The organism is Geomicrobium sp. JCM 19038 (assembly GCF_000698125.1).
Lineage (GTDB): Bacteria > Bacillota > Bacilli > Bacillales > Marinococcaceae > Geomicrobium_A.
Genome location: NZ_BAXA01000003.1, coordinates 188,194 through 204,276, shown reverse-complemented (window position 1 = coordinate 204,276; position 16,083 = coordinate 188,194). Strand labels below are relative to the sequence as shown.

Here is a 16,083-nt window from a genome sequence, read left to right as displayed (position 1 = left end):
TATGTTGTAAATTTTTTATGATGACAAGTGGTCACCTATAACTTCACGATCATGGTGAAATCATCGCACATTAGCCTATTATAGACAAAATGTTTGAGTGTGTAAAGGGTTTTTCCTTTTCAGTGCATAAATCGCTTAAATTACTTCATAAACGGAAACTGCATGCCGCCTTTTCCTTTGCGTTTACCAGCTTTTCCGCCCATTTGTGACGTCATTTGCTTCATCATCTTCTTCATATCTTCAAACTGTTTAAGAAGCTTATTGACATCTTGAACGGTCGTACCGCTTCCTTTTGCAATTCGACGCTTTCGACTTGCATTTATAATCTTCGGTTCGACCTTTTCTTGCTTAGTCATTGAACGAACAATCGCTTCGACTTTGCCAATTTGGCTGTCGTCGACTTGCATGTTCTTCATGCCCTTCATCTTGTTGGCACCTGGCAACATGCCAAGCAAGTCTTCAAGAGGCCCATGCTTTTCACTTGATCAATTTGTTCTAGAAAATCATCAAACGTGAGGTCTGCATTACGAAGCTTTGCTTCAAGTTCCTTCGCCTTCTCTTCATCAACGTTCGTTTGTGCTTTCTCAATGAGTGAAAGCACATCGCCCATGCCGAGAATTCGTGAAGCCATTCGCTCTGGATGGAACGGTTCAAGTTGGTCAATCTTCTCACCCATACCGGCAAATTTAATCGGCTTCTCGGTTACAGCACGGATTGAAAGTGCTGCACCACCTCTCGTGTCACCGTCAAGTTTCGTAAGAACGACACCTGATATTTCAAGAAGTTCATTAAATTGCTCCGAAACGTTTACCGCATCTTGTCCGGTCATCGCATCAACGACGAGTAAAATTTCGTCAGGATTCACAGAAGCTTTCATTTCCTTTAGCTCATCCATTAAGTTCTCGTCAACGTGCAATCGTCCCGCAGTATCGAGAATGACTGTGTCGTGATGCTCTTCCTTCGCCTTTTCAACACCGCGTTTGACGATATCTACCGGGCTTACATCGGTTCCTTCAGAGTACACGGGCATATCCAGTTGTTTACCGAGTGTGTTTAACTGGTCAATCGCTGCTGGACGATAAATGTCCGCTGCAACGAGCATGGGTGTTTTATTCTTTTTCTTACGTAAATAATTCGCAAGCTTTGCCGTCGTCGTCGTTTTACCGGCCCCTTGCAAACCGACCATCATAATGACCGTCGGTGGTTTCGGTGCCGTTTCAATCTTGCTTTCTTCAGAGCCCATTAACGCAGTCAATTCTTCATTAACCACTTTAATGACTTGTTGACCTGGCGTAAGACTCTTCATCACTTCTTGTCCTACCGCACGTTCTTTTACGCGGTTTACAAATTGTTTAACCACTTTAAAGTTAACATCGGCTTCTAGCAAAGCAAGACGAACTTCACGCGCCATTTCTTTGACGTCGGCTTCACTTACTTTCCCTTTACCTTTTATCTTTTGCATCGTTTGCTGAAGTCGTTCAGCTAAACTTTCAAAGGCGATGGTCATCTCCCCCTTACTCTTCCGTACTTTCTAACTCTGTTACAAGAGCGATTACTTCACTGTCTTCAGACGCTAGTCGAAGTTTCTTGTAAAGCTCTTCTCTCAAACGATAACGGCTGAACAATTGAAGCTTCTCTTCATATTGTTCAAGCATAAGTTCACTACGCCTAATGTTATCATAAACGGCTTGACGACTCACATCGTATAACTCAGAAATTTCTCCGAGGGAATAATCATCGTAGTAGTACAATTGCAAGTAATTCCGTTGTTTGTCTGTTAATAATGCATGATAAAAATCAAACAATGCGTTCATTCTCATTGTTTTCTCGAGCATTGTACTTCACCCTTACTGTTAAGTGAATAACCTTTACAATTAGAATGGTACAATTCCCCTTGGATTGTGTCAAGAAACAGCCGAGAGTTTCTATAAAAACTCTCGGACATTTTAAGATCTAATTCTAGACGTATGACAAGCGTCCTGCTCATAATTTCAATCCATGAACTTACACGAAGTTATTCGCTCCTTCTCACTTACTTCTCTTCAACAAGTGTTTGGAACAAACCATACGTAAACTGTTCTGCATCAAACGGTTGTAAGTCATCGACTTTTTCACCAAGGCCGACAAACTTCACCGGAATGTCGAGTTCATTCCGAATCGCAAGTACGATTCCACCCTTTGCTGTACCGTCAAGCTTTGTTAAGACAATCCCTGAAACGTCTGTCGCTTCTTTAAATTGCTTCGCTTGTGCCATAGCGTTTTGTCCAGTCGTCGCATCTAAAACGAGCAACACTTCATGTGGTGCACTCGGCACTTCGCGCTGAATGACTCGTTTCACTTTCTCAAGTTCTTTCATAAGGTTCACTTTGTTTTGTAAGCGACCTGCGGTGTCACAAAGAAGTACGTCGGCGCCTCTAGATTTTGCAGCATGGATCGCATCATACATAACAGCCGCAGGATCTGAACCTTCTGCTTGCTTTATGACGTCAACGCCAACACGATCGCCCCATACACCTAGCTGTTCAATCGCACCCGCTCTAAACGTATCTCCAGCAGCTAGCACGACCTTTTTATCTTGCTCTTTAAAATGGTGAGCGAGTTTCCCGATTGTTGTCGTTTTCCCTACGCCGTTAACGCCGACGAATAAAATGACCGTCATGCCTTCTTGATTCATCGAAAGCTCGGAATCCTCTCCTGTGAAATCCAGCTTCTCGGTTAATTTCTCACTAATGACTGGTAAAATATCCGCACTGTTTTTCACATTTTCAAGCTTTGCAGTTTCACGAAGCTCATCCACGAGCTCCATAACCGTATTTACACCAACATCTGCTGAAATCAGTAGCTCTTCAAGCTCCTCAAAGAAATCCTCATCAACTGTGCGGTATTTTGCTGCTAACGTGTTCATCTTCTCAGAAAAAGAATCTCTCGTTTTTTGGAGACCATCTTTAAATTTCGTTGTAACCGAATCTGTTTGATTTGTTACGCGATCTTTTAACTTTTTAAAAAAACTCATTCGCTAAAATCCTACCTCTCTTATTTGCTCGTTGACATCGCTGGCTCAAGCATTTCTGCTTCCTCTAATCTTACAGAGACGAGTCTTGACACACCTGACTCTTCCATCGTCACACCATACAGTGAGTCACTCGCTGCCATCGTGCCTTTACGGTGGGTAATTACAATAAACTGAGTTTGTGCAGAAAAGCGTTGCAAGTAGTCCGCAAACCGTTTGACATTCGCTTCATCAAGCGCCGCTTCGACTTCGTCTAAAATGCAAAACGGAACAGGGCGAACGTTTAAGATCGCAAACAATAGCGCAATCGCTGTTAATGACTTCTCGCCACCAGACAATAACGACAACGCTTGTTTTTTCTTACCCGGCGGTCTTGCAAATATATCAATGCCTGTTTCTAGAAGGTCATCTGGTTCACTTAGAACGAGATCGGCTTCACCGCCGCCAAACATGACACGATACGTTTCTTTAAACTGTTCACGAATTTGCACGAACGTCTCTCGAAACTTGCGCGTCATCTCTTCATCCATTTCACGGATGGCTTCAACGAGCGTTTGTCTAGCTTCACGCAAATCTTCTTGTTGCGTTTTTAGAAACTGATAACGCTCAGACACGCGTTCATATTCTTCAATCGCCCCTAAATTTACGTAACCGAGTTCTTCAATGCCACGCTCTAATAACTTGAGCCGCTTTCTAGCGTCTTCAACCGGAAGCTCACGATCACGTTTCTTTTTGGCTGCTTCGTACGTTAACTCGTATTCTCCTTGTAAACGATCAAGAAGATGATCAAGCTCAACATCGAGTCGCTCTGTGACGAGCTCAATGTGCTGTCTTTGTTGATCGGTCTCGCGGTACTCGCTATCGAACCTCGTAACGGCTTGTTCAACTAAACCAAGCTTTTCGTTTGTTTCTTCACGCTCTTTACGTTTCGCTTCAACATACGTGTGCCACTTTTCTTTGCTTTCACGTGTCTTTTCAATGTCTTCATCAATCGTTGACGACCCACCTGAAACGTCTTCAAGACGGTACGTCAATGCCTCGCGTTCTTCTTTAATGTTAACTAACTCTCGCTGTTGCTCGCTCACCTCAGTTTGCAATCGTTTTACAGTCTGTTTTTGATGGTCGAGTTGTTCTTTTTGCTTGGCGCGTTCAATTCGAAGCAACGTCACTTGCTCTTGCATTTCTTTCTCTGAAAGTGCTTGTCGTTTTTTCTCAGCTTCTTTTTCATTAATCTCTTGCTCTAACGACGTGGAGCGTTCTGAGAGCTCAATCGCTTTTTGTTCATTCGTTTCCTTCTCTTCTGTCCATTGTAAAAGCTCTTGGTCAAGCACGCTTTTTTCTTTTACATACAAGGAGTGTTCAGATTGCTTTTGTTGCAGCCCTTGTCTTTGGAGATGCAACTCTTCTTTCGCTCGTTGTAGTGAATCGACTAGTTCTTCAAGCGTTAACTCTTTTGTTTGCAACAACTGCATGGCTTCATTATATTCGTTCGTTTTATCTTTTACGTTTTGTTCCAAGTCAGAGATTGCGGCTTCAATATCACGCTTTTTCTCAAGCAATTCTCCTTGCTCACGTTTGCGACCGAGTAACTCTTGGCCTTTTTTCTTTTCACTACCTCCGGTCATTGAACCGCCTGGGTTAATGACGTCGCCGTCTAACGTTACGATGCGGTGCCTAAACTCACTCACTTTAGCAATTGCTTGTCCACTCTCTAAGTCACTTGCAATGATAATGCCACCTAATAAGTGGTCAATGACGTTTTGAACGTGGTGCTCATTTGAAACCGCTGCAGTTGCTACACACTCAAATCCAGGTTGTTGCTCAAGTTTTTTTAGCGTGCTCGATTGAACAAACCTTGGCTTCATAACATTTTGAGGTAAGAACGTTGCTCTTCCTTGCTTTTTAGCTTTTAAGTAAGCAATTGCTTTTCGTCCATTTTGATCGGTGTCTACGACAATATGTTGTAGCGCCCCACCAAGTGCAGTCTCGATTGCAAGTTCGAATTTCTTCGTAGCATGAATGAGTGAAGCGACTGGACCGAGTACACCTGAGAGTTGACCGTGTTCTCTACCTTGCATGACAGCCTTTACCCCTTGGAAAAACCCTGCGTGTTCTTGTTCCATTCTCTCAAGTAAGTCAATCCGTGCTTTCACATCTTCATAACTTCGGTAGCCACGATGAAGATGATCGCTTTGTTTCTGTTTATGTTCTTGGATCTTCTCAACGTGTTGCTTTGACTCTTCCACGTCTTCAAGAACGGTTTGTTGCTTCGTTTCTAGTGATTCGATTTGCTTTTGCAAGTGATCGAAATTCGTTTGTTTTTCTTCAAGCGAATCCTTGGCACCTGAATGTTCTTCATCAAGTGTATCCATTCGCCGCTTGACTTTTTCCTGTTGTTCTTTTCGATAACGCATTTCGTTTTTTAGTGCAGCTTGTTCATTTAACACATCGATATACGTCGTTTTAAGCGCTTCAAGCTCTGTCTCGAAATCTTCTTGTGTTTTGCTCATTTCTTTTTGTATCGTGTTCCAACGCTTTTCGAGCTTTGCATCATTTGCTTCTTTATCTTCAAGTTGTTTTGCTTCAGCATCAAGTGATTTCTTGGACTCTTGCCAACTCGTCTCAATTGCCATCATTCTTTGCTCGAGTTCCTCAAGCCTCACGTGTGCGTTTGAACCTCGCTCATTCATGAGCTCACGATGACCTTCTAATTGAGTTAAACGCTCACTCACTTCTAGAAGTTCTTTTTGACTCTCTTCTAATTGTTGGTCAATTTGTTTGAGCAATGCTTTTACATCGTCTTGTTCTTGAACGCTTTTTTCAAGTTGTGCACCTTTTGTCTCTAAAGTTGCTTGTAAGGTTTGGAGTTTGTTTTTTTTACTCGTCCATTGCCCATGTTTATCATCAATATCAAAACTAAGTAACGAGATGTCTAACTTCTCGTATTCCTCACGCTTTTCGACGTACTCTTTTGCAGTAGATGCTTGACGCTCAAGGGGTTCGATTTGTTGTTCAAGTTCACTTAATATATCTTCAACACGCTGAAGATTATCTTTCGTCTCCGTAAGTTTTTTCTCTGATTGTTGTTTTCTTGATTTGTATTTCAAAACGCCAGCAGCATCTTCAAACATGACGCGACGTTCTTCTGGTTTTGAAGAGAGGATCTTTTCAACTTCTCCTTGTCCAATCATCGAATACGCTTCTTTACCGAGTCCTGAATCGATGAGTAGATCAAGTAAGTCTTTGCGACGGCAGGCGGTGCCGTTCAAATAGTATTCACTCTCACCTGTTCGAAACAACCGTCTCGTCATACTAATCTCAGCGTACTCAGAGCTCATATGTCCGTCTTCGTTATCCAAAACAAGCGTTACTTCTGCAAGGTTCACTTTCTTTCTCGATTCACTACCTGCAAAAATAATGTCTTCCATTTTTGATCCGCGCAACTGTTTCGCAGATTGTTCGCCAAGTACCCAGCGGACCCCGTCCGAAACGTTGCTTTTTCCGCTCCCGTTTGGCCCTACAATCGCTGTCACTCCCGGGTCTAGATCAATCTTTAACGGAGTTGCAAATGATTTGAACCCTGATATTTCTAGCCTTTTTAAATACATGGCTTTACCCTCAATTCTTTCTAACGTCGTGCTTATTCTCGTTCCATCTGACGACTTTTTTGTAATCTCACCTTTTCAAACATGAAAATCGCCTCTAAAATAGAATGGAAAGGGAGGCCATCCATGACGAATTTAGATCATGCTACACATGAGAATTTGACTTACATGTTTGAAAAGTTGCAGGAACGACTAAAAGTAGTAAACCGAGTTGTTCTTGATCCTGAGTACTACTCACTTAATCAATACGAAGACATTAAAGACGTGTATGACTATGTTGTTAGTCATCCGAATTTAAGCGTAAGAGAAATTGATGCACTCGTATCAGAACTCGGGGCAATTAAAGCAAAAAAATAGGTCAACCGTACAATCACCTTAAACCATTACGTTTTAAGGTGATTGTCATTTATTCGCTACTTTTTTACTTAATAAAGTTAGTGCTTTTTGTGCAGCGTGTTGTTCTGCAGCTTTTTTAGTCTTTCCTGTACCTTCACCGTAACTCGTTTCGTTTATGAACACTTTTGCGACAAATTCACGGTTGTGGGCAGGTCCTTGCTCAGCAACAATTTGGTAACTAATCCGTCCGCTACTTTCTTGTTGCACAAATTCTTGCAATTGGCTTTTAAAGTCCATGACGTCCGTGTAACTACCCGTTTCAATCTTTAGATAGACGGTTTCTTCAAGAAATGCGTATACTGCATCCATCCCTTGGTCTAAATACAACGCACCGACAAACGCTTCAAAAACGTCTGCAAGCATTGCAGGTCGATTGCGACCGCCACTCATCTCTTCACCTTTACCGAGGAAAATTAATGATCCGAACTCAAGTCGCTCAGCAAGCTCAAACAATGAAGGTTCGCACACAACAGCAGCTCTTAGCTTCGTCATTTCTCCTTCTTGCATGAGTGGAAAACGCTTGAATAAATGTTGAGATACTGCAAGCTCTAACACCGCATCCCCTAAAAACTCTAACCGTTCGTTATCTTGGTCTGCACGAAAGCGTTGTTCATTCACGTACGAAGAATGTGTAAATGCTTGATACAGCAATTGTTGATCAATAAACGTAACCGATAGGGAACTTAGCATCGTTTGGAACTTTTTCGCATGCGCATCACTTACACTGTATTTCTTCTCAGCCTTTCGTTTACGCCCTGACTGTTGACTCATTTTCATCTACTCCTTTAAAAAGTTCAATCAGAAAACGGGAAAAACAAGCTCTGCGATGTGCAGAACTTGTCTGAAAGGAAAGGGTTACTGTGCATCTATGTAGTTGACGACATCAGCAACCGTCGCAATCTTCTCCGCTTCCTCATCTGAGATCTCAAGGTCAAACTCATCTTCAAGTTCCATTACAAGTTCAACAACATCAAGTGAATCTGCACCTAGATCTTCTTTAAACGTTGACTCCATTTTCACTTCTGACTCTTCCACACTTAGACGATCAACGATGATTTTCGTTACGCGCTCTAATGTATTTGTTTCTGCCATGATAATTCCTCCTAGACTTTCATTCGTGTTTTTAATTCGATTGTTTATTTAATTGAATGTAACCATTGTCATTATAGATGATTTTCTAGTAAAAAACTAGAGAGGTTTGTCTTACCCCATATACATGCCGCCATCAACATGCAACGTTTGTCCTGTCATATAGCGACTATCCTCTCCACATAAAAAGGATACAACACGTGCAACATCTTCTGGCTCACCAAGTGTAGCAAGTGGGATTTGTTCAAGTAATGCTGATTTTGTTTCATCTTGCAATTCATCCGTCATTTCAGTTGCAATAAAGCCTGGTGCAACAGCATTCACACGAATGTTACGACTTGCGAACTCTTTCGCAAGCGTTTTTGTCAATCCGACAACACCTGCTTTTGCCGCAACGTAGTTCGCTTGACCTGGATTTCCAATTGACCCAACGACAGAGGCGATGTTGACAATAACACCTTCGCGTTGCTTCATCATCGGTCTAGATGCCGCCTTCGAGCAGAGAAACACCCCCTTTACGTTCGTGTTCATCACGTCATCCCAATCTTCTGATTTCATACGCATAACCAGATTGTCACGTGTAATCCCCGCATTGTTAATGAGTAAATCAATGCGTTCGAATTCATCCGTGACCGTTTTGAACATTTCTTTCACTTGTGTTTCATCAGAAACATCTGCTTGAATTGTAATCGCTCGTACACCGTGAGCTTCACAGCTTGCCTTTGTTTCTTCTGCCTTCGCTTGATTGCCTGAATAGTTAATCGCTACATCGGCACCTAGACTTGCCAGTTGAATCGCAATTGCTCGCCCAATTCCTCTAGATGCGCCGGTGACTAATGCCTTTTTTCCTTGCAATTTCAATAGATTAAACCTCCTGAAGTAACGCGTTTAGTTTCTCTACATCGTCGTTCGTATGCAAAGAGACAACGTCCACACTTTTGCGGTCAATTTTGCGCACAAGTCCTGATAGTACTTGTCCACTTCCTACTTCAACAAATGTATTGACGCCTTCACCAATCATATAGCGAATCGAGTCTTCCCAAAGAACAGGGGATGTCATTTGCTTGACGAGTCCTGCTTTTAACCGTTCGCCTGATTGTTCTCCTGTTGCGGATACATTTGTAATGACTGGAATGGTTGCATCTCGAAATGGAATGCTAGCTAACTCTTTTTCCAGCTCATTTGCAGCAGGTTCCATCAATTCAGAGTGGAATGGCCCACTCACATTCAATGGGATCGTACGCTTCGCACCTTTTTCTTTCATTCGTTCACCGACCGTCTTCACACCCGCCGTCGTCCCTGAAATAACGACTTGACCAGGTGCGTTAACATTTGCCATTTGCACTGCTTCACCATCAGCAGTTACCGCTTCACAGACCGCTTTTAAATCCTCGCGCGTACCACCCATAACTGCTGCCATCGTACCTGTTCCGTTCGGAACTGCTGCTTCCATGAACTGTCCACGCTTACGAACGACCGCAACCGCATCTTCAAACGTTAAAACACCTGCGGCAACGAGAGCGCTGTACTCTCCTAAACTATGACCTGCTACAAACGACGGGGTAACATTGAGCCCCTTAACAAGTTGCAAAGCAGCAATGCTCGTCGTAACAAGCGCTGGTTGTGCATTTGACGTTTGCTTTAGTTCCTCTTCAGGTCCTTCTTCCATGAGCTTCGAAAGTGGAAATTGTAACACACGATCAGCAACATCCACGACGTTTTTCGATGATTCATTCGTCTGTTTCGCATCTAGTCCCATTCCAATGACTTGAGACCCTTGTCCAGGAAACAAAAACGCAAACTTCCGCATGTGAATCACTCCTTCTCTGACGTATCGCTTAATTCTTTTGCGATGACTTCTGGAACTTTTTCTTCGATCATTTGCATAGCTTGCCTTACTGCGTGATAAATCGCTGTATGGTCTGATGAGCCGTGAGCTTTAATGACTGGCGCTTTAAGCCCGAACAATCCAGCACCACCATAGTGAGAATAACTCATCTTCTCTTTTATATTTTTAAACGAAGGCTTCAAAACTCCTGCTGCTAATTTGTTCATTGTCGTTGAGGTTAGCTCTGCCTTTAAGATCGTGAACAATGATTCAGCAGTTCCTTCAATCGTTTTTAGAAGGATGTTCCCCGAGAATCCATCACAGACAACAACGTCACAAACACCGTTTAATACGTCTCTTGCTTCAACGTTGCCAACGAATTCGAACTTTCCGCCTTGCAGTTGTTCAAAGGCAGCCTTTGCTAACTCGTTGCCTTTTCCTTCTTCTGTTCCAACGTTTAATAAACCGATGCGAGGCGTTTTACGATTTTTCACTTGTCGTAAATAAACGTCACCCATAACACCGTACTGATACAAGTGTTCCGCTCTCGCTTCAATGTTCGCACCAACGTCTAAAAGCAAGAATCCTTCGCCATCAATCGTCGGTAACATCGGCGCAAGTGCTGGACGCTCCACCCCGTCAATTCGCCCAACGTGAAGAAGTCCTGCCGTCATAAGCGCACCTGTGTTGCCTGCAGAAATACATGCATCACAGCGGCCTTCCCGTACTTCCCGAACAGCAAGAACCATTGATGAGTTCTTTTTACGACGCACCGCACGCGTTGGTGCATCTTCGTTTGTAATGACTTCATCGGTATGCAAAATTTCAATTCTTGGATGCGCATTTAAATGTTCGTTAATTTGCGCCTCGTCACCGACGAGAACAATCGAAATTTGGTCAAATGCTTTAACAGCTGCCATTGCGCCAGCCACTTGAGCTTTAGGGGCGTTGTCACCGCCCATAGCGTCTACTGCAATCTTCATGCTTTAAGCTCCTTTTATCAGTTCAACCTTCATCACTTTAGTCTTGATGTCCTCTTGCCATTTGAAATTCCCCAGAAAATACTCGTCGTTGATCGACATAACTTTCAACGATTACGGTTGTCCATTTGTCGTCTTGAGCGGTAACTTTTGCTTTGGCAACGACTCGTTCTGTTGCTTTTACTGGTTTTGAAAAACGTACATTAGCACGACCTGTTACGACGAAATCATCGTTAATGATGGCCACAGCTAGTGAATTTGCTTGTGCAAACAAATGATGCCCACGAGCAATTCCATTTCTCGTAAATACATGTTCTTCTCGAATTTCCATGATTGAAATCGCTGTCTCATCAAGTTGTAAATCAATGACTTCACCGATTACTTCTTCATCTGTTAACGCTTTTACTTCATCATGGTGTTGTCTTGCGACGTCTTTTAATCGCTCACGAAGTTCTGGTATACCAAGTTCTAAGCGATCTAGTCGAATTGTTTGAATGCTAACATTAAAGGACGTAGCCAATGCTTCGTCTGTGATGAATGGATTGTTTTGAATCGTTTCCTTCAGTTCAGCTTTACGAACATGCTTTGGTTTTCTCATGAATAATAAGCACCGCATTTCTATGACTAGGTCCTAATAGTAGTTTGCAACAATCTGGAGAGAAAATCAACAAATCTTTAATCGAGTTTCTCTCCAGAAAGCGCTCCTGTATCGGATAAATAGTTACGTAACGCCTCGTACTCAGCGTCGGCCCAAAACGCATCGGACTGTATGAGCGTTTGTGCGTCTTGTCTTGCTGTCTCAAGGGCTCGGTAATCATGGACAGGATCTGCTAAACGGAAGTGAGGCATACCGCTCTGTTTCTTACCAAGTAAGTCACCAGGACCTCGAAGCTTTAAATCTTCTTCTGCTAACACAAAACCATCTGTTGTTTCGGTCATAATCTTCATTCGTTCTTTTCCTGTTTCAGACGTTGGATCTGATAGCAAAATGCAGTACGATTGCGCATCTCCACGACCGACTCGACCTCTTAGCTGGTGCAGCTGGGCTAATCCAAAGCGATCCGCATCATAAATCAGCATACAAGTCGCATTCGGAACGTTTACACCGACTTCAACGACCGTTGTAGAAACGAGCAATTGTACGTGATTACTAAAAAACCGTTCCATCGTGCCGTTTTTCTCATCGTTTGAGAGACGACCGTGCACGAGTCCAACGGAAACGCTAGGAAGAATCTGTTGCAATTGCTCATACAAATCTATGGCATTTTGTACGTCTAGTTGCTCTGACTCCTCAATTAATGGACAAATTACATATGCTTGACGTCCGGCACGAATTTCTTTTTCTATAAACGTAATGACTCGCTCGAACATATCATGCTTCGCCCAATACGTTTCTACCGGTTTACGCCCTACGGGTTGCTCATCAATTCTTGATACGTCCATATCACCAAATGCTGTAATCGCAAGCGTTCTCGGAATGGGCGTTGCGGTCATGAACAACACATCTGGGCTGCCTTTTTCTTTCAATGCACGTCTTTGATTCACGCCAAATCGATGTTGTTCATCGGTTACGACGAGCCCGAGATTTGGAATTGGGACGTCAGGTTGAATGAGCGCGTGGGTTCCAATTACTAAATTCACCTGACCTGCTTCTAATGCTTCAATCGTTTGTTTTCGTTCAGACTTCTTCGTGGAGCCCGTCAGCAAACGAATTGAAACGTCGAATTCACGAAAGAGTTCTTGAAGCGATTCATAATGTTGCTCAGCTAGAATCTCCGTTGGCACCATTAATGCTGTCGTTTTCCCCGCAGTAATAACTGCATATATTGCAATCGCTGCCACGACTGTTTTACCAGAACCTACGTCCCCTTGTAGTAAGCGATTCATTCGATACGGTTGGTGCAAATCATGAACAATTTCATCAAGTGAGCGCTTTTGTGCCTGTGTAAGCGCAAATGGCAAAGTCTCCATAAACGCCTTTACTTTAGCTACATCCTCTTGAAGTGGTGTTGCCTGTTCATGTTGACGTACTGAACGTTTATACGCTTGCATGCGCAGTTGAAACAGCAGAAACTCTTCGTATATGTAACGTCTTCTTGCATGTTTTAAAGATTCTTTGTCCGTCGGTCGATGCAATTGTTGAATCGTATCGATGATCGCCGGTAATTTATATCGCTCTAACAAAGCCTCTGGCAATCGCTCTGGCGGAAACGCATCGGTCATCGCTAGCGCATCATCTGTCCATTGCGTCAGCTGGCGTGTCGTTAATCTTCCAGATAAGGCGTAGATTGGGGCATACGGCCTTTTCTTTTCTACTTGTCCAACTTCAATGGATTGAGCGGTAATTTGAGCTCGGTGCCGATTCCACTTCCCTGACACAGTAATTGCGACTTCGTTTTGCAATTTGCTTTTTAAAAAGGCACGGTTAAACGCTACAACGTTCAACACGTGTCCCCCGCTGTTCATTTTAAAATTCAATCGGTTTTTCTTTCTTCCGTAGTAACTTACTCTCGCTTCACCGATTACAACTCCTTCAACGGTCACATTGTCATCATGAACGAGCTGTTCAACCGGTTGTGCTTCTTTGTTTTCATAGCGATAAGGAAGATGTGCTAGAAGATCAGAAATAAAGAAAATGCCAAGGCGCTCGAGGTCTTTGGCACTTTCTTTACCGATTCCTTTTAGCGAGGAGACGGGTGTTTTCATCATGTACGCTCAGCAGAAAGGTCAAAAATCTGTGATTCGAGCGCTTTGCCTGTAGGTGTCGCAGCAAGCCCACCTAAAGCAGTTTCTTTTAACGTTTCTGACATACTCTCACCGATGCGATACATCGCATCAATTACTTCGTCACAAGGTATGCGGCTTTCGATTCCGGCAAGCGCCATATCAGCTGCTACCATTGCAATCGACGCACCTGCTGCGTTTCGTTTGACACAAGGTACTTCAACGAGTCCTGCAACCGGGTCGCAAACGAGTCCTAGCATATTTTTAAGTGCCATTGCCATTGCTTCAGCAGATTGCTTCGGTGTACCGCCTGCAAGCTCTACAGCAGCTGCCGCTGCCATACCTGCTGCAGAACCGACTTCTGCTTGACAACCACCCGCAGCTCCCGAAATCGAAGCATTGTTCGCAACGACAAGACCAAATGCACCTGAAGTCAATAAATAGCGTTGCATCGCTTCACGAGTTGGGTTTAATTTGTCTTTAAGACTAAACAACGTTCCTGGGACGACTCCAGCGGAGCCGGCTGTTGGTGTCGCACAAATCATTCCCATTGCTGCATTCACTTCGTTTGTTGCCATTGCACGACTCACTGCGCGTAAAAGTGTATCACCGCTTAGACCGTTGCCATTTTCGATATACTTCTCAAGCTTCTTTCCGTCTCCACCGGTGAGTCCTGAAACAGATTTCACATCTTCTTCAATGCCACGTCTTACGGCTTCTTCCATAATCGTGAGCTTCTCATCCATATCCGTTAAGACGGCTTCCCTTGAACGACCTGTCACCTCGGTCTCTTGTTGAATCATACTTCTGAAATGGAGATTCCATCTCTATTAGTCAATTCGATTAACTCTGCGACGTTTCGAAACATGAACGTCCACCTCTCAATCATTTATTCGTGAAGTTTTGCGACTTGGTCTACATGCTCAAGTTTTTCAAGTGATGTCATAATCTCATCTGTGACCGTTTGATCAACTTCAATGACCATGAGAGCTTCTCGCCCTTTTTCTTTTCGTGAGACTTTCATATGACCAATGTTCACTTTATGAAGCGCTAGTACGTTTGCCACATTTGCAATGACTCCGTACCGGTCTTGATGAACAATTAGAAGTGCTGGATGATGTCCGGTTAATTGTAAAGCAAATCCGTTTAACTCAATAATCTCAATCTTACCGCCACCGATTGAAATTCCAACAAGTTCCATCGCATTGTCGTCGGATTCAAGGCGTAGCTTGACCGTATTTGGATGGTCAGGAATGGCTTCTTCTTCATGAAAGCGTACACGCATGTTTGCATTGCTTGCATGTTCCTTTGCATCGCGAATTCGCTCATCAAACGTATCAAAGTCGAGCAATCCACCGATTAACGCCACGTCAGTACCGTGACCTTTGTACGTTTTCGCAAATGAGCCGTATAAATGAATGTTCACACGCTTCGGTTGACCATCAAAAAGCAGTCTTGCAAGACGTCCGATTCTAGCAGCACCTGCAGTATGTGAGCTGGACGGTCCAACCATGATTGGACCAATAATCTCTGTAACACTACGATATTTCATAACAATCCCCTTACGCTTTTGTAGGAGTGACCATCACGGCAACAGTTCCCGGACCAACATGAGTACCAATTACCGCACCGATTTCTGTCTTAACTGTCGATTGAGTGTTTAACCGAGCTTTAATTTCTTCTAAAACCGTGTCGCCAACTTCAGGAGCAACCGCATGACTTAATCCGATGTCTACCGGTTGGTCTTTGTATGTTTCTTGTAACGTTTCTACAATTTTATCGATTGCTTTTTTACGGCCACGAGCTTTTTCAAACGGGTAGACTTCTCCTTCTTTCGAAAGAGATAAAATCGGTTTCATTTTTAATAAGGATCCAATAAGTGCTTGTGCTTTACCGATTCTACCGTTTTTTTGTAAATACTCAAGTGTTTCAACCATAAAGTATACCGATGTTTCATTTAGCAGAACGTCAATACGGTCTTGAATTGCCTTTTGATCAGCGCCTTCAATAGCAAGCTTCGCAACATCAGCGACGATGATGCCAATAGAATAGCTCGCTCGTTTTGAATCAATCACATGCACGTTAATTTTGTCTTCTACTTCTGAGGCAGCGATCGTTGCAGCTTGATACGTACCGCTCAATTTAGAAGACAGATGAATGGAAAATATGACGGTATCTTCTTCTGATTCATCGTAGATTTCGCTGTAAAGCTTTTCAAAATCATACGGTGAAGGTTGAGAAGTTGTTGGCATTTGATTCGCTTGTTGTAACTTCTCATAAAAGGCAGTCGGACTTAATTCAATTCCATCAAGATACGTCTCATCCGCTGAAAAGTTTACTTTTAGTGGAATAACGGTAATGTCTAGTTCTTCAGCGAGCGCGTTCGGAATATCAGCCGTACTGTCCGTAACAATCTTTACACGTGTCATATCATCCATCCCCTCTTATCTT

Annotated in this window: 13 protein-coding genes and 2 pseudogenes; 1 reads left to right on the top strand and 14 read right to left on the bottom strand. The window is 43.2% G+C overall.

Going from position 1 to position 16,083, the window contains the following annotated elements; translation table 11 throughout:
* Positions 1 to 140: 140 nt before the first annotated feature.
* From ffh to smc, 4 genes and pseudogenes are all read right to left on the bottom strand, one after another.
* Positions 141 to 1,501: pseudogene (gene ffh, locus JCM19038_RS05795) on the bottom strand (signal recognition particle protein).
* 13 nt (positions 1,502 to 1,514) lie between these two features.
* Positions 1,515 to 1,835, bottom strand: coding sequence for a putative DNA-binding protein (locus tag JCM19038_RS05790; RefSeq protein WP_042415558.1), 321 nt, complete (start codon positions 1,833 to 1,835; stop codon positions 1,515 to 1,517).
* Between the two features lie 197 nt (positions 1,836 to 2,032).
* A complete protein-coding gene (ftsY, locus tag JCM19038_RS05785) occupies positions 2,033 to 3,013 on the bottom strand; it encodes a signal recognition particle-docking protein FtsY (RefSeq protein ID WP_042415554.1) in 981 nt (326 codons plus the stop codon).
* Between the two features lie 20 nt (positions 3,014 to 3,033).
* Positions 3,034 to 6,618 carry a chromosome segregation protein SMC gene (gene smc, locus JCM19038_RS05780; protein ID WP_042415551.1) on the bottom strand — a complete coding sequence of 1,195 codons (3,585 nt, stop codon included), beginning with the start codon at positions 6,616 to 6,618 and terminating at the stop codon, positions 3,034 to 3,036.
* A gap of 123 nt (positions 6,619 to 6,741) precedes the next feature.
* Here smc and JCM19038_RS05775 point away from each other — a divergent pair, with 123 nt between their 5' ends.
* Positions 6,742 to 6,972 (top strand): DUF1128 domain-containing protein, encoded by a 231-nt coding sequence (locus JCM19038_RS05775; RefSeq protein ID WP_042415548.1) that lies wholly within the window; start codon positions 6,742 to 6,744, stop codon positions 6,970 to 6,972.
* 45 nt (positions 6,973 to 7,017) lie between these two features.
* Here the strand turns inward: JCM19038_RS05775 and rnc are convergent, their stop codons facing one another.
* The 10 genes and pseudogenes from rnc to JCM19038_RS05725 form a co-directional block, all read right to left on the bottom strand.
* Positions 7,018 to 7,782 carry a ribonuclease III gene (rnc, locus tag JCM19038_RS05770; RefSeq protein ID WP_042415546.1) on the bottom strand — a complete coding sequence of 255 codons (765 nt, stop codon included), beginning with the start codon at positions 7,780 to 7,782 and terminating at the stop codon, positions 7,018 to 7,020.
* A gap of 84 nt (positions 7,783 to 7,866) precedes the next feature.
* Positions 7,867 to 8,103, bottom strand: a complete 237-nt coding sequence (acpP, locus tag JCM19038_RS05765; protein WP_042360232.1) for an acyl carrier protein — start codon at positions 8,101 to 8,103, stop codon at positions 7,867 to 7,869.
* Positions 8,104 to 8,214: 111 nt separating this feature from the next.
* Entirely contained in the window at positions 8,215 to 8,961 is a 747-nt protein-coding gene (gene fabG, locus JCM19038_RS05760) for a 3-oxoacyl-[acyl-carrier-protein] reductase (protein ID WP_042415544.1), read from the bottom strand.
* A gap of 4 nt (positions 8,962 to 8,965) precedes the next feature.
* The gene (fabD, locus tag JCM19038_RS05755) at positions 8,966 to 9,910 is read right to left on the bottom strand and encodes an ACP S-malonyltransferase (RefSeq protein ID WP_042415542.1); all 945 of its coding nucleotides are present in this window, start codon (positions 9,908 to 9,910) and stop codon (positions 8,966 to 8,968) included.
* A 5-nt stretch (positions 9,911 to 9,915) separates the two neighbouring features.
* The gene (plsX, locus tag JCM19038_RS05750) at positions 9,916 to 10,911 is read right to left on the bottom strand and encodes a phosphate acyltransferase PlsX (protein WP_042415539.1); all 996 of its coding nucleotides are present in this window, start codon (positions 10,909 to 10,911) and stop codon (positions 9,916 to 9,918) included.
* Between the two features lie 37 nt (positions 10,912 to 10,948).
* Positions 10,949 to 11,506 carry a transcription factor FapR gene (gene fapR / locus JCM19038_RS05745; RefSeq protein ID WP_042360228.1) on the bottom strand — a complete coding sequence of 186 codons (558 nt, stop codon included), beginning with the start codon at positions 11,504 to 11,506 and terminating at the stop codon, positions 10,949 to 10,951.
* A gap of 77 nt (positions 11,507 to 11,583) precedes the next feature.
* Positions 11,584 to 13,617, bottom strand: coding sequence for an ATP-dependent DNA helicase RecG (gene recG / locus JCM19038_RS05740; protein WP_373902487.1), 2,034 nt, complete (start codon positions 13,615 to 13,617; stop codon positions 11,584 to 11,586).
* A pseudogene (sdaAA, locus tag JCM19038_RS05735) lies at positions 13,614 to 14,500 on the bottom strand (L-serine ammonia-lyase, iron-sulfur-dependent, subunit alpha). Before sdaAA ends, recG begins: the two are co-directional and overlap by 4 nt.
* A 21-nt stretch (positions 14,501 to 14,521) precedes the next feature.
* Entirely contained in the window at positions 14,522 to 15,184 is a 663-nt protein-coding gene (gene sdaAB / locus JCM19038_RS05730) for an L-serine ammonia-lyase, iron-sulfur-dependent subunit beta (protein WP_042360226.1), read from the bottom strand.
* A gap of 10 nt (positions 15,185 to 15,194) precedes the next feature.
* Positions 15,195 to 16,061, bottom strand: coding sequence for a DegV family protein (locus tag JCM19038_RS05725; protein WP_042415533.1), 867 nt, complete (start codon positions 16,059 to 16,061; stop codon positions 15,195 to 15,197).
* Between the last annotated feature and the right edge of the window lie 22 nt (positions 16,062 to 16,083).

Bases quoted from the DNA above. Each gene is read 5' to 3' on its own strand.
- acpP (WP_042360232.1), bottom strand. From the start codon at position 8,103: ATGGCAGAAACAAATACATTAGAGCGCGTAACGAAAATCATCGTTGAT.
- sdaAB (WP_042360226.1), bottom strand. From the start codon at position 15,184: ATGAAATATCGTAGTGTTACAGAGATTATTGGTCCAATCATGGTTGGA.
- JCM19038_RS05790 (WP_042415558.1), bottom strand. From the start codon at position 1,835: ATGCTCGAGAAAACAATGAGAATGAACGCATTGTTTGATTTTTATCAT.
- fabD (WP_042415542.1), bottom strand. From the start codon at position 9,910: ATGCGGAAGTTTGCGTTTTTGTTTCCTGGACAAGGGTCTCAAGTCATT.
- ftsY (WP_042415554.1), bottom strand. From the start codon at position 3,013: ATGAGTTTTTTTAAAAAGTTAAAAGATCGCGTAACAAATCAAACAGAT.
- plsX (WP_042415539.1), bottom strand. From the start codon at position 10,911: ATGAAGATTGCAGTAGACGCTATGGGCGGTGACAACGCCCCTAAAGCT.
- JCM19038_RS05775 (WP_042415548.1), top strand. From the start codon at position 6,742: ATGACGAATTTAGATCATGCTACACATGAGAATTTGACTTACATGTTT.
- recG (WP_373902487.1), bottom strand. From the start codon at position 13,617: ATGATGAAAACACCCGTCTCCTCGCTAAAAGGAATCGGTAAAGAAAGT.
- fapR (WP_042360228.1), bottom strand. From the start codon at position 11,506: ATGAGAAAACCAAAGCATGTTCGTAAAGCTGAACTGAAGGAAACGATT.
- JCM19038_RS05725 (WP_042415533.1), bottom strand. From the start codon at position 16,061: ATGACACGTGTAAAGATTGTTACGGACAGTACGGCTGATATTCCGAAC.
- smc (WP_042415551.1), bottom strand. From the start codon at position 6,618: ATGTATTTAAAAAGGCTAGAAATATCAGGGTTCAAATCATTTGCAACT.
- rnc (WP_042415546.1), bottom strand. From the start codon at position 7,782: ATGAGTCAACAGTCAGGGCGTAAACGAAAGGCTGAGAAGAAATACAGT.